The organism is Nocardioides sp. cx-169 (assembly GCF_021083605.1).
Taxonomy (GTDB): Bacteria; Actinomycetota; Actinomycetes; order Propionibacteriales; family Nocardioidaceae; genus Nocardioides.
The window spans coordinates 205,867-218,591 of sequence record NZ_JAJNRO010000004.1; the positions used below are offsets into that span (position 1 = coordinate 205,867).

General features: G+C 69.9%; 12 protein-coding genes. 8 read left to right on the plus strand and 4 right to left on the minus strand.

The window, feature by feature from the left end:
- Window positions 1-99 precede the first annotated feature (99 nt).
- The 3 genes from LRP67_RS06675 (at window position 100) to LRP67_RS06685 (ending at window position 3,870) form a co-directional block, all read left to right on the plus strand.
- On the plus strand, window positions 100-372 hold the full coding sequence (locus LRP67_RS06675; protein WP_231269405.1) for a DUF2516 family protein: 273 nt from the start codon (window positions 100-102) through the stop codon (window positions 370-372).
- Between the two features lie 105 nt (window positions 373-477).
- Entirely contained in the window at window positions 478-1,920 is a 1,443-nt protein-coding gene (locus LRP67_RS06680) for a polysaccharide biosynthesis tyrosine autokinase (protein WP_231269406.1), read from the plus strand.
- A 114-nt stretch (window positions 1,921-2,034) separates the two neighbouring features.
- A complete protein-coding gene (locus LRP67_RS06685) occupies window positions 2,035-3,870 on the plus strand; it encodes a nucleoside-diphosphate sugar epimerase/dehydratase (RefSeq protein ID WP_231269407.1) in 1,836 nt (611 codons plus the stop codon).
- On the opposite strand, the gene LRP67_RS06690 is transcribed toward LRP67_RS06685, so the two are convergent.
- Together LRP67_RS06690 and rfbB are read right to left on the minus strand one after the other, a co-directional pair.
- On the minus strand, window positions 3,849-5,234 hold the full coding sequence (locus LRP67_RS06690) for a sugar nucleotide-binding protein (RefSeq protein WP_231269408.1): 1,386 nt from the start codon (window positions 5,232-5,234) through the stop codon (window positions 3,849-3,851). The genes LRP67_RS06685 and LRP67_RS06690 overlap by 22 nt on opposite strands.
- A 139-nt stretch (window positions 5,235-5,373) precedes the next feature.
- Window positions 5,374-6,372, minus strand: coding sequence for a dTDP-glucose 4,6-dehydratase (gene rfbB, locus LRP67_RS06695; protein ID WP_231269409.1), 999 nt, complete (start codon window positions 6,370-6,372; stop codon window positions 5,374-5,376).
- A 22-nt stretch (window positions 6,373-6,394) separates the two neighbouring features.
- Here rfbB and rfbA point away from each other — a divergent pair, with 22 nt between their 5' ends.
- The gene (rfbA, locus tag LRP67_RS06700) at window positions 6,395-7,282 is read left to right on the plus strand and encodes a glucose-1-phosphate thymidylyltransferase RfbA (RefSeq protein WP_231269410.1); all 888 of its coding nucleotides are present in this window, start codon (window positions 6,395-6,397) and stop codon (window positions 7,280-7,282) included.
- 450 nt (window positions 7,283-7,732) lie between these two features.
- Here the strand turns inward: rfbA and LRP67_RS06705 are convergent, their stop codons facing one another.
- Window positions 7,733-9,142, minus strand: a complete 1,410-nt coding sequence (locus tag LRP67_RS06705) for a sugar transferase (RefSeq protein WP_231269411.1) — start codon at window positions 9,140-9,142, stop codon at window positions 7,733-7,735.
- A 296-nt stretch (window positions 9,143-9,438) separates the two neighbouring features.
- On the opposite strand from LRP67_RS06705, the gene LRP67_RS06710 reads away from it, so the two are divergent.
- Both LRP67_RS06710 and galE read left to right on the plus strand, forming a co-directional pair.
- Window positions 9,439-9,603, plus strand: a complete 165-nt coding sequence (locus LRP67_RS06710) for a hypothetical protein (protein ID WP_231269412.1) — start codon at window positions 9,439-9,441, stop codon at window positions 9,601-9,603.
- A gap of 29 nt (window positions 9,604-9,632) precedes the next feature.
- A complete protein-coding gene (gene galE, locus LRP67_RS06715) occupies window positions 9,633-10,637 on the plus strand; it encodes a UDP-glucose 4-epimerase GalE (RefSeq protein WP_231269413.1) in 1,005 nt (334 codons plus the stop codon).
- A gap of 70 nt (window positions 10,638-10,707) precedes the next feature.
- On the opposite strand, the gene LRP67_RS06720 is transcribed toward galE, so the two are convergent.
- The gene (locus tag LRP67_RS06720; protein ID WP_231269414.1) at window positions 10,708-10,920 is read right to left on the minus strand and encodes a hypothetical protein; all 213 of its coding nucleotides are present in this window, start codon (window positions 10,918-10,920) and stop codon (window positions 10,708-10,710) included.
- A gap of 16 nt (window positions 10,921-10,936) precedes the next feature.
- On the opposite strand from LRP67_RS06720, the gene LRP67_RS06725 reads away from it, so the two are divergent.
- Complete coding sequence (locus tag LRP67_RS06725; RefSeq protein WP_231269415.1) at window positions 10,937-11,854, plus strand: glucosyl-3-phosphoglycerate synthase; 918 nt, start codon at window positions 10,937-10,939, stop codon at window positions 11,852-11,854.
- On the plus strand, window positions 11,851-12,714 hold the full coding sequence (gene folP, locus LRP67_RS06730) for a dihydropteroate synthase (RefSeq protein ID WP_231269416.1): 864 nt from the start codon (window positions 11,851-11,853) through the stop codon (window positions 12,712-12,714). Before LRP67_RS06725 ends, folP begins: the two co-directional genes overlap by 4 nt.
- Window positions 12,715-12,725: the final 11 nt, after the last annotated feature.

The following is a 12,725-nucleotide window of genomic DNA, read 5'->3' on the forward strand; positions in this document are numbered from 1 at the left end:
CACCCGACGACGGACAGCTGACGCTGTTCTGACGCGCCACGAGGCCCCCCGGAGGTATGAGCTCCGGGGGCCTCGTCGTCCAATCGCTAGGCTGGGGCCATGGGACTGCAAGGTGACATCGCCGTGGTGCTTCAACTGGTGCTGCTGGCCGTCAAGATCTTCGCGCTGGTCACCGCGCTCACCTACTCGTCCGAGTCGTACGTCGCGGCGGGCAAGCTCACCAAGCCTGCGTGGGGGATCATCCTGTGCCTGGCCGTGGTGCTGCAGCTGCTGCCCGTCTTCGGGATGATCGTCAATCTCGCCTTCACCATCGCGACGATCGTCTTCCTGGTCGACGTGCGTCCGGCATTGGCCGGGCTTCGCCGCCGCTAGGGTGAGGCGCGACGGCCGGTTTGCGGTCGCGCCGAGGCCAGATGCGTCACTTCAGTCGGTTTCGGTCGGTTCCTCCCCTGCCGCTACAGTGACCTGCGCGCACGCATGGGGGGTGCACCGGAGGACGGGACGATCGTGGAGCTCAAGGACTACTGGCAGACGGTGCAACGACGCTGGAAGTTGATCGTCGTGGTCTTCCTGCTGTGTGTCGCCGCGGCCGGTTTCCTCACCTGGCAGGCGACCCCGAAGTACTCCTCGTCCGCGCGCATCTTCGTCTCGACCACCCCCTCGGACACCAACGATGCCCTCGCGGGGAACACCTTCGCTGCTCAGCGCGCGTCCTCGTACGTGGACCTGGTGGGGACGAGAAAGCTCGCCGAGAGTGTGGCCAGCAACTTGGGCGGGACGGCAGCGAACGACCCCGAGGGGCTTCGGGCGGCCATCTCGGCCGAGGTGGTGCCGGAGACCGTCAACATCGTGCTGACGGCGACGGACCCCGATCCTGCGGAGGCCCGTGACATCGCCCAGGCCTACGCCGAGGCCCTCAGCGACCTGGTCGCGGACCTCGAGACACCGCGCGGCCAGGCCAACGCGCTGATCACCGCCTCGATCGTCGACAACGCCCAGGTCTCGTCCTCCCCCGTGAGCCCGCAACCCGTGCGCAACATCGGCCTGGGGGCCGTCCTCGGGCTGCTGCTCGGCCTCGGCCTCGCGGTGCTGCGCGATCTCATGGACAACACGCTGTCGTCGAGCGACGACATCGCCCTGGTCACCTCCGCCCCCATCCTGGGCCACATCAACAGCGACCCTGCCGCCGTGAAGAAGGCCCCGGCCGTCGCTCTTGCGGAGTCGAGTCCGTGGGCGGAGGCGTTCCGCGTCCTGCGGACCAACATGCAGTACGTCGACGTCGACCACGAGCGGCGGGTCTTCGTGGTGTCGAGCTCTCTGCCGGCCGAAGGCAAGTCGACGACCGCGGTCAACCTGGCGATCACCCTGTCGTTGGCGGGCGAGCGGGTGGCGCTGGTCGAGTGCGACCTGCGCCGTCCCCTCATCGCGCGACGCCTCGGACTGGACGAGGCGGTCGGCACCACGAGCGTGCTGATCGGCAAGGTCTCGTTGGACGACGCCCTGCAGACCTATGACGGCACGGACCTGAAGGTGCTCGCGTGCGGGCAGCTGCCGCCCAACCCCTCCGAGCTCCTGCAGTCGCAGGCCATGGAGGTCCTCATCAAGGACCTTCGGGAGCGCTTCGACGTGGTGATCCTGGACACGCCCCCCCTGCTCCCGGTCACCGACGCCGCGCTGCTGTCCGCCCAGGCCGACGGCATGCTCGCCGTGGTGCGCCACGGCAAGACCACGCGCGACCAGCTCCGTCATGCGCTCGAGCGGGTCGAGCAGGTCGACGCGAAGTGCGTCGGCGTGGTCGTCAACCTGGCCCCCGCCAAGAAGTCGACCGGTTACGGCTACGGCTACGGCTACTCCTACGCCCCTCTCAAGGGTGGGGCCGGCAAGCACGAGAAGGTGTCGGACGCCTCCGTGCGCCGCTAGTCCGCGACGTCAACTGCTCTTCCGCCGATCGACAAGGATTCGGCGAACCGCCACGCTGGCTCTTCCCACGTGGTACCTCTGGTGCACCAAATATCCTGTTGGGAGCGCCTACCCGTGAGCAGCCTCGTGGTCCGAGTGCGCCGTTATCGGCTCGTCCTGTCCGCGAGCGTCGATGTGGTGGCGTGGATGTGCTCCTACCTGGTCTTCGCGTGGCTGCGGTTCGACACGGCAGCCGAGAGCGTCCCATGGCTCGAAGTGGCAGCCGTGGGCGCGGCGACGGCCCTGCTCTACCTCGTCGTCGCCGCCGTCGGCCGGCTCCACCAGGGCCGGGCCCGGGTCGCCAGCCTCGAGGAGATGCTGCTGCTCGGGCTCTGCGTCGTCGGCTCCGGGGGGTTGGTCACGGCGGTCAACCTGACCACCCAGTGGGTGCCGCGCTCGGTCCCGGCGGGGGCCACGCTGGCGGCATTGGTCCTGATGGCCTATGCCCGCGCCTCGTGGCGCCGCTTCAACGAGTACGACGACGAGCGGTTCGCGGACGGCTCGACCCGGGTCCTGGTCGTCGGAGCCGGCGACGCCGGCCGGGAGCTGATCGGCTCGATGATGCGCGACCCGGCACGCCAGTGGCGCCCGGTGGCGATCCTCGACGACGACCCGCGCAAGCGCCATCTGCGGCTCCGGCAGATCCCGGTGGTCGGCACGACGGAGAGCCTCGCCGAGAAGGCCGCGGAGTACCACGTGCACACGGTGGTCCTGGCGCTTCCCAGCGCGGACGCCGCGACGATCAACCGGCTCCGGCTGGCGGCTCTGGACGCCGAGCTCGCGGTCAAGGTGCTGCCGGCGAGCACCCAGCTCCTCGACGACCACGTGGGCATCCGCGACCTGCGCGACATCAACCTGACCGACGTGCTGGGCCGCAACCAGCTCGACACCGACGTCGCCGCCATCGCGGACTACCTCACCGGGCGCCGGGTCCTGGTCACCGGCGCCGGCGGCTCCATCGGCTCCGAGCTGTGCCGACAGATCCACCGCTTCGCTCCGGCCGAGCTGATGATGCTCGACCGCGACGAGTCCGCACTCCACGCCCTTCAGCTCTCGATCCACGGGCGGGCCCTGCTCGACTCCGACGAGGTCATCCTCTGCGACATCCGCGATCGGGCGGCCGTCACCGCCATCTTCGCGGCGCGTCGCCCCGACGTGGTCTTCCACGCCGCGGCGCTCAAGCACCTGCCGATGCTCGAGCAGTACCCCGCCGAGGCGGTCAAGACCAACATCGCCGGGACCGCCAATGTGCTGGACGCCGCCGACCTGGTCGTCGTCGATCGCTTCGTCAACATCTCGACCGACAAGGCCGCCAACCCGTGCAGCGTGTTGGGCTACTCCAAGCGGATCGCGGAGTGCCTGACCTCGGCCACGGCACAGCAAGCCGCCGGCACGTTCCTCTCCGTCCGGTTCGGCAACGTGCTGGGCAGCCGAGGCTCGGTGCTGACGTCGTTCGCCAAGCAGATCGCGGAGGGTGGCCCGGTCACCGTCACCGACCCCGACGTCACCCGCTTCTTCATGACCATCGAGGAGGCCTGCCAGTTGGTCATCCAGGCCGCCGCCATCGGGGGCCCGGGGGAGGCCCTGGTGCTCGACATGGGCGAGCCGGTGCGGATCCTGGACGTGGCACACCAGCTCATCGAGCAGTCGGGCACCCGGGTGAGTATCGAGTTCACCGGGCTGCGCGAGGGCGAGAAGATGCACGAGGAGCTCTTCGGCGACGATGAGCCGCAGCACGTCCGGCCGGTCCACCAGCTGGTGTCACACGTCCCCGTCCCCCTCATGCCGGCCCGGAGCGTGTCGGCTCTGCCCGTGACGGGCACCGCCGATGCCGTGCGCGACGCCATGGCCCGGCTCTGCGCGGCCACTGACGCCTCCGCGGCCGCGCCTCAGCGGGAGTCGGTCAGGTAGTCGCTCAAGGCGGCCATCGCGTCGACCGGCACGAACCCGGTGGACTCGAGCTTCGTCAGCGGCAGGACCGAGCTCGCCGGGCGGGGAGCCAGCTGCTTCCCGGCGGCGTACTCCTCGGTGGAGATGCGCGCGACGTCGTCACGTGAGCGCCCGCTCAACGCGAAGACCTGCGCAGCGACGTCCGCCCAGCTGGTCGTGGCGCCGCCGTTGGTGACGTTGTAGGTGCCGTACGGCGCCGCCGTGTCGACGAGGTGCCGGGTCGCGCGTGCCAGCTCGTGAGCGAAGGTGAGACGCCCGACCTGGTCGTCCACGACCTGGGGGGACACGCCCTTCTCGGCCAGGCTCTGCATCGTGCGCACGAAGTTCCTGCCCTCGCCGATCACCCAGGACGTGCGCAGCAGGTAGTGACGCTCGGCGGTGGCGACGGCGACGTCACCGGCCGCCTTCGACTGGGCGTAGACGCCCAGCGGCGAGAACGGCTCGTCCTCTGGGTGCTCGGCGGCGGTGCCGTCGAAGACGTACTCGGAGGAGAAGTGCACCAAGGTGAGGTGGTGCTCGTCGGCCAGCCGGGCCAGGGCCGCCGGGCCGGCCGCGTTGGCCGCCCACGCGGCGACCCGGCCGTCGGGGGTCTCGGCGGCGTCGACGGCCGTGTAGGCGGCGGCGTTGAGCACGAGCTCGTGGTCGTGCCAGGGCCAGGCGGCCAGCGCTGCGGGGTCGGTGAGGTCCAGCTCCTTGCGGCTCACGCCGAGGGCGTGGGGGAAGGCCTCCAGAAGGGCGCGCCCGAGCTGGCCTTCGGCGCCGAGGACGAGCGGGCGCGGACGCCCGACGGGGACGGTGTCCTGCAGGCGGGGGTTGCTCAGGTCCTTCTCGGAGATCTCGCACTCGGCGAGCGGGATCGGCCACGGGATCGCGACGGTCGCGTCGGCCAGGTCGAGGGCCGGGTAGGCGATGCCCGGGCGCCAGTGCTGGTTGACGAGGTAGCTGTAGGCGACCCCGTCGTCGAGCGTCTGGTAGCTGTTGCCCACCCCGCGGGGGACGAAGACGGCGACAGACGGGTCCATCTCCACGTGGAAGGTGGCGCCGAAGGTCTCTCCCTCGCGCATGTCGACCCAGGCGGCGAAGATCCGGCCGTTGGCCACGGAGACGAACTTGTCCCACGGCTCGGTGTGGATGCCCCGGGTGGCGCCGCGGGTGGCGTTGAAGGAGATGTTGTTCTGCACCGGCCCGAAGTCGGGCAGCCCGAGCGCGACCATCTTCTCGCGCTGCCAGTTCTCCTTGAAGAAGCCGCGGGCGTCCTCGCGGAGGTCGAGGTGCACGACCAGGAGGCCGGGGATGGGGGTGGTCTCGATCATGAGGTCAGGCATGCCGGATCCGATCGGTCGAGTCGTCGTGGGTGCTTACGTCACCGGGTCTCGACACGCGCGGTCGCGACCTCGTTCCTCGGTCGCGCGCGCTGCTCGACGACCGATGTGACGCCCCGGGCTCGCGAGCTCGCACGTGACGTCACTGACCCTTGGCGGCGTAGAAGGCCTCGGTGGTCTGCTTGTGGGGCCGCCACCAGTCCTCGTGCTCCTGGTACCACTCGATGGTGCGGGCGAGGCCGCCCTCGAAGTCGGAGTAGACCGGGCTCCAGCCGAGCTCGTCGCGCAGCTTGCTCGAGTCGATGGCGTAGCGCAGGTCGTGGCCGGCGCGGTCGGTGACCAGGTCGAAGTCGTCGGCCGGGCGGCCGAAGTGCGCGAGGATGCTGCGCACGACCTGCAGGTTGTTGCGCTCACCGTCGGCGCCGATCAGGTAGGTCTCGCCGATGCGACCCTGCTGCAGGATCAGCCACACGGCGGCCGAGTGGTCCTGAGCGTGGATCCAGTCGCGGACGTTGGTCCCGTTGCCGTAGACCTTCGGGCGGTCCCCGTCGATCACGTTGGTGATCTGGCGCGGGATGAACTTCTCGATGTGCTGCCAGGGGCCGTAGTTGTTGGAGCAGTTGCTGATGGTCGCCCGGACGCCGAAGCTCCGGACCCAGGCGCGCACCAGGTGGTCCGAGCCCGCCTTGGCGGCGGAGTAGGGGCTGCTCGGGTTGTACGGCGTGGCCTCGGTGAAGCGCTGCGGGTCGTCGAGCTCCAGGTCGCCGTAGACCTCGTCGGTCGAGATGTGGTGCAGGCGGGTGTCGTGGCGGCGGGCCGCCTCGAGGATCTGGAAGGTGCCGACGATGTTGGTCTGGATGAACGGCCCCGGCTCGGTCAGGGAGTTGTCGTTGTGCGACTCCGCAGCGAAGTGGACCACCGCGTCCGCGTCCGCGACCAGCCCGTCGACCAGCTCCCCGTCGGCCACGTCACCGACCACGAGCTCCACCCGGTCGGCGGGCAGTCCTTCGAGGGACTCCCGTGACGCGGCGTAGGTCAGCTTGTCGAGCACGGTCACCCGGGCGTCGGTCTCCCTCACCAGGTGATGGACGAAATTGGAGCCGATAAAGCCGGCGCCGCCGGTCACGAGTACATGGTCCACGCCCTCACCCTAGAGTCTGCGCATGCGCGGAATCATCTTGGCCGGCGGTACGGGCTCGCGACTGCACCCGATCACCCACGCCGTGAGCAAGCAACTCATGCCCATTTACGACAAGCCGATGATCTATTACCCGATGTCGACGCTGATGTTGGCGGGCATCCGGGAGATCCTGGTGATCACGACGCCCCACGAGGCCGAGCAGTTCCGCCGGCTGCTGGGCGACGGCTCGCAGTTCGGGATCGAGATCAGCTATGCGGTACAGCCCTCGCCCGACGGGCTGGCCCAGGCCTTCGTCATCGGCGAGGAGCACCTCGGCTCGGAGCCTGCGGGCCTGGTCCTGGGTGACAACATCTTCCACGGCGCCGGCCTCGGCACCCGGCTGCGGCGCTTCGCCGACATCGACGGCGCCGCGGTCTTCGGCTACCGGGTCGCGGACCCGTCGGCGTACGGCGTGGTGGAGTTCGACGAGAACCGTCGCGCGCTCTCCCTCGAGGAGAAGCCGGAGCACCCGCGCAGCCACTTCGCGGTGCCCGGCCTGTACTTCTACGACAACGGCGTGGTGGAGCTGGCCAAGCACCTGAAGCCGTCGGATCGCGGCGAGCTCGAGATCACCGACCTGAACCGGATCTACCTCGAGCAGGGCCGGCTCCAGGTCGAGGTGCTGCCGCGCGGCTCGGCCTGGCTGGACACCGGGACCTTCGACGACCTGAACGACGCCAGCAACTTCGTGCGCGCCATCGAGAAGCGCCAGGACACCAAGATCGGCGCGCCGGAGGAGGTGGCCTGGCGGATGGGCTTCATCGACGACGCCCGCCTCGAGGAGCTCGCCCAGCCGCTCGCCAAGAGCGGCTACGGCGCCTATCTCCTCGACCTGCTGGTCGAGGCCCGCCAGGAGGGCCGAACGGCTTGAGGTCGGGTGGGCCGGGGCGAAGGGTGCGCCAGTACATCGCTGCGGTCGGGATTGCTCTTTCTGGCCTCGCCCGCTAGCAACAGCGGGCACCTTTCCGGTGAAGAGGCGAGGTGCCTGGCGGTGCGGGGATCGACCCGTGGGCGACCGTCGGAACTTTCGTCTGGGTAGCGCCCCTGCCAACTGCCGATGTGGACGCTCCGCAGTCTGCGGCAGCGTCGAGGCATGAACTTCGTGACGGAGCTGGCTCTCGGCGTTTGCTTAGTCATCGTCGGGGCCGTGTTGGTGCTGGCATTCCCAGATGCCGAGTTCGTATGGTTCCGTGGCCAACCCCTGGGGGTCGTCCTTGGCGTCCTGGGTCTCGTGGATATCGCAACGGCACTAGCGCGCCGGTGGCAGCAGCCCCGGACGCGATGAGCTCCCCGGTGGCCCAGACGACGAGCTGTCCCTGGCTCAGTAAGCGCCGCGGGAGCCGAAGACGGCGCCGACGGTCTTGGCCAGGATCGAGAGGTCCTGGAGCATCGACCAGTTGTCGACGTAGTAGAGGTCGAGGCGGACCGTCTCGTCCCAGGAGAGGTCGGAGCGTCCGGAGACCTGCCACAGACCGGTCAGGCCGGGGCGGACGTGCATCCGCCGGTTGACGTCGCCCCGGTAGCGGGCCACCTCGCTGGGCAGCGGGGGACGAGGGCCGACGAGGCTCATCTCGCCGCGCAGGACGTTGAACAGCTGGGGGAGCTCGTCGATCGAGAAGCGGCGCAGCCACCGGCCGGGGCGGGTGATGCGAGGGTCCTCCCGCATCTTGAAGAGGACCTCGTGGTGCCCGACCTCGGCGTGCAGCTGCTGAAGCAGCGCCTCCGCGTCCGTCACCATGCTGCGGAACTTCAGGCACGGGAACTCGCCACCGTGTCGGCTGACCCGCGTCTGGCGGAACAGCACCGGACCGCGGTCGTGCATCTTGATGCTGACGGCTGCGAGGAGGAAGACCGGGCTGAGCAGAAGGACGAGGGAGGCGGAGCCGACGATGTCGAAGAGCCGCTTGCCCCATCGTGCTGCGTCGGTGGCCTTGGGCGGGTCGATGTGCATGAGCGGGAGTCCACCGACCGGACGGATGCGCACGCGCTCAGCCGAGACGTCCGTGACCGAGGGCGCCACGACCACCTGGACGTCCTGGTGCTCCAGGTCCCAGGCGATCCGCCGCATCTGCGTGGCAGAGCTCAGTGCGCCGCCGGCGAAGAAGACGATGTCGGCCTCATGCTCGAGGACCGCCGACGTGGCGTCGTCGCTGTTGCCCAGCACCGGGACGCCGCCACGAGTCTCCTCCTCCAGGTAGTGCGCAGGCGTGAGAGCACCGATCACCTGATAGCCGAGCCAGGTCTCGCGGCGCAGGACATGGGCGATCTCGTCGATGTGGCCGGGAGACCCGGCGATGAGCACCCGGTGGAGGAGGGAGCCTCGGCGCCGGGCGGCGTGCACGAAGCGTCGGAGTAGGACGCGTCCCAGGACGAGCGCGGGGATCCCGATGACGAAGGTGAGGAGGAAGAACCCGCGCGACAGCGGGAACCTCGCGAAGTAGCAGGCGACGCCCACGAGCCCCGCGGTCATGAAGCTGGACTGGACGACGCGCTTGTACTCGTCGGTCCCGGCGTCGAACACGCTCTTGGTGTAGCCCCCGGCGAGCACGATGGTGCCGATCCACCCCAGGACGATCAGCGGCCCGACGATGCCCAGATGTCCGGCGATGTCGGTGTCGGTCGCGAAGAGCACGTCACGGCCGAGCGCGCCGAGCATCGCCGAGGCGATGATGACGAGGGCATCGACCAGGAACGCCGTGGCAGGAAGGTAGCGGAGGGCTCGTGAGGACACGGACTTCCGGAGCCGTGTCTCACGGTCCCACAGGATCGTCATACGTCTTCCAAACGGAGCACAGAGAAGCAAGTGCGGCTGGGTTGCCACCAAGATGGGGCCCCCATGGACCCATGCGGCTCAATCTAGGTGCTCGCGCGACACCGTGCAGTAGGAATCAAAGAGCCGGTCCTAAATTTGTCCCGAATGAGGTGAACATCACATAGGGAGTCCGGGTAGCGTAGTCCGCTCGTGTGGTCGAGCCCTAGGTCGAAGGGCCTATGTCCCTCCCGAGTGACCGGCGCCACACTGGGATCATGACCGTGGTTCTCTGGGTGCTGGTCGGGTTGGTCGTGTGGACGCTCATCTCGCTTCCGCTTGCAGTGGTGGTGGGGCGAAGCATCGGCAGGCGGAGGGAGTCGGAGGGGGAGTTGAGCTCAGAGCCGGGCGGCGCGCGGCCGGTCTTCTTCCTTGCCGCCTGAGCCGGAGTCGCGTCGGTAGGCTGCCGGCCATGAAGGTTCTCGTCACCGGCGGCGCCGGCTACATCGGATCGACCACCGCCAAGGCGCTGGAGGAGGCCGGGCACACGCCCGTCATCCTCGACTCCCTGCTCTCCGGGCCCAAGGCGTTCGTGCGCGACCGGATCTTCTACGAGGGCGACGTCGCCGACCGGGACCTGCTGCGCCGCATCGTCGCGGAGCACCCCGACCTCGACGCGACGATCCACATGGCCGCGCGCATCGTCGTACCCGAGTCCATGGAGCTGCCCTACCTCTACTACCGCGACAACGTCGCCAAGTCGCTGGAGCTCTTCGACGAGCTCAACACGCTGGGCAAGACCCGCGTGCTGTTCTCCTCCTCGGCGTCGCTCTACGCCACCAAGGACGACTTCGAGGTCACGGAGGAGGACCCGCTGGAGCCGACCTCGCCGTACGCGCGCACCAAGCGGATGATGGAGCAGGTGCTGCAGGACATGGCGGCCGCGACCGACCTCAGCGCGGTCATCCTGCGCTACTTCAACCCGATCGGCTCCGACCCCGACCTCGAGTCCGGGATCTACGCCAAGGAGCCCTCGCACGTGCTCGGACAGCTCGTGATGGCCGCCCGCGGCCAGAAGGACGCCTTCACGATCACCGGGACCGAGCACCCCACCCGCGACGGCACGGGCATCCGCGACTACATCCACGTCTGGGATCTCGCCCGGGCCCACGTGCGCGCCATCGAGCGGTTCGACGACGTCATCGCCGCCGTCGACGGGCCCAGCACCGTCATCAACGTCGGCACCGGCGAGGGCGTGACGGTGCGTGAGCTCGTGGCGTCGTTCGAGCGGGTCTTCGGCCAGAAGGTCCCGCTGAAGGAGGCGCCGCCGCGGCCGGGCGACGCCGTCGGTGCCTACGCGAACGTCGACAAGGCCGCCGAGCTGCTCCAGTGGCGCACCGAGCTGAGCCTGGACGAGGCGATCGCGTCCGCCCTCGCCTGGGGTGAGAAGCGTCGGGAGATCCTGGGGTACGAGTGACCCGTCGTGGGGGATCGGCCAGCAGGTCCTAGGGCCCCGGAGGTCGCCGATCGGCGAGGCGCCGTCCGGGTCAGCGCGAGCGACGGATGGTGTCGAGGACCGAGCGCAGCGCCAGCACCATCACCACGATGAGGGAGATCTCCAGGGCCGTCATGGTCAGTAGGTGCCCCTCGGCCTGCTGGCCAAACCTGCCACGGCCGAGTGGCCGTGGGCGGCCATCGGCCACGGTCGCCGCCAGCGTCCCGACCAGCGGTGCTCTCTCCGCCCGGGGCAGATGGGCCACGGCTACCCTGCACAGCGTGCTTCGGACCGCCCATTGGGATGACTGGTCCCTCGACGACCTGCTGGCCGCCAAGGGGGAGACCCGTGTGAGCCTGGTGGTGCCGGCTCGCAACGAGGCCGCCACGGTGGGCGACGTCGTGACCCGGGTGCGCAGCGCCCTGGTGGACACGGTGGCGCTGCTGGACGAGGTGGTCGTGATCGACTCCGACTCCACCGATGCGACGTACGACGTGGCGACCGACGCCGGGGCGGTCGTCCATCGCTCGTCGGAGATCCGTCCGGACCTCGGCAGCGTCGGCGGGAAGGGCGAGGCGATGTGGAAGTCGCTGTTCGTCACCACCGGCGACGTGCTCGTGTTCATGGACGCCGACCTGCTCGACTGGGACACCCACTTCGTGCCGGGCCTGCTGGGGCCGCTGCTGAGCGCCCCGGACGTGGCGCTGGTGAAGGGGTTCTACGAGCGGCCGCTGCTCGCGGGGGAGGGCGGGCCGCTCGACGGGGGGCGGGTGACCGAGCTCGTGGCGCGACCGGTGCTGGCGCTGGAGTACCCCGAGCTCGCCGGGCTGGTGCAGCCGCTCGCCGGTGAGTGGGCGGTACGGCGCTCGCTCTTCGAGACGCTCTGGGTGCCGACCGGATACGCCGTCGAGCTGGCCGCGCTGATCGACACCCTCGCCGCGCGCGGGTCGGAGGCGATCGCGCAGGTCGATCTCGGGCGACGCGCGCACGCCCACCAGGGGCTGCTGGACCTCGGGGCGATGGCGACCCAGATCCTCGCGGCGGTGGCGCGTCGGCGCGGTGGTGTCGAGGCTCCCACCTCGTCCACCGAGGGGGACCAGATCGTGGAGCTGCGGCAGTACCGCTCCGAGGAGGGTGTGATCGTGCCGATCGAGAGGGTCGTCCACGTCGGCGAGCGACCACCTGCGGTGACCGTATGACGCTGCGTCTGGGACGTCACTCGTTCGCCGACGACGCCACCTTGATGATGGCGATCGTCAACCGCACCCCCGACTCCTTCTACGACCGGGGCGCCACCTGGGCGGAGGACAAGGCCTTCGAGCGGGTCCGGCTCGTGGTCGAGCAGGGCGCCGAGATCGTCGATATCGGGGGCATCAAGGCCGCGCCCGGCGTCGAGATCGATGCCGCCGAGGAGAAGGCGCGGGTGGTGGACTTCGTCGCCCGGGTGCGGGAGAGCTTCCCGGGCCTGGTGATCTCCGTCGACACCTGGCGGGCCGAGGTCGGCCGGGCCGCCTGTGAAGCCGGGGCGGACGTCCTCAACGACGCCTGGGGCGGTGCTGACCCCGAGCTGGTCGACGCGGCCGCCCAGTTCGGCGCCGGCCTCATCTGCACCCACACCGGCGGCGCGACCCCGCGCACGCGTCCCTACCGCGTCGAGTACGACGACGTCGTGCGCGCCGCGATCGAGGACACCACCGCCTACGCCGAGCGCGCCCTGGCCGCCGGGGTCGACCGGGAGTCGATCGTCATCGATCCGGCCCACGACTTCGGGAAGAACACCTTCCACTCCCTCGAGCTGACCAGGCGCCTGGGCGAGATGGTCGCGACCGGCTGGCCGGTGCTGGTCTCGCTGTCCAACAAGGACTTCGTGGGCGAGACCCTGGGGCTCCCGGTCGGCGAGCGCCTCACGGGCACGCTGGCGGCCACCGCCGTCTGCGCCCTCGCCGGCGCGCGCCTCTACCGCGTGCACGAGGTGGTCGAGACCCGGCAGACGGTGGACATGGTCTGGACGATCGCCGGGCGGCGCCCGCCCCGCCGGGCGATCCGGGGGCTGCAGTGAGCGGCGGGGCG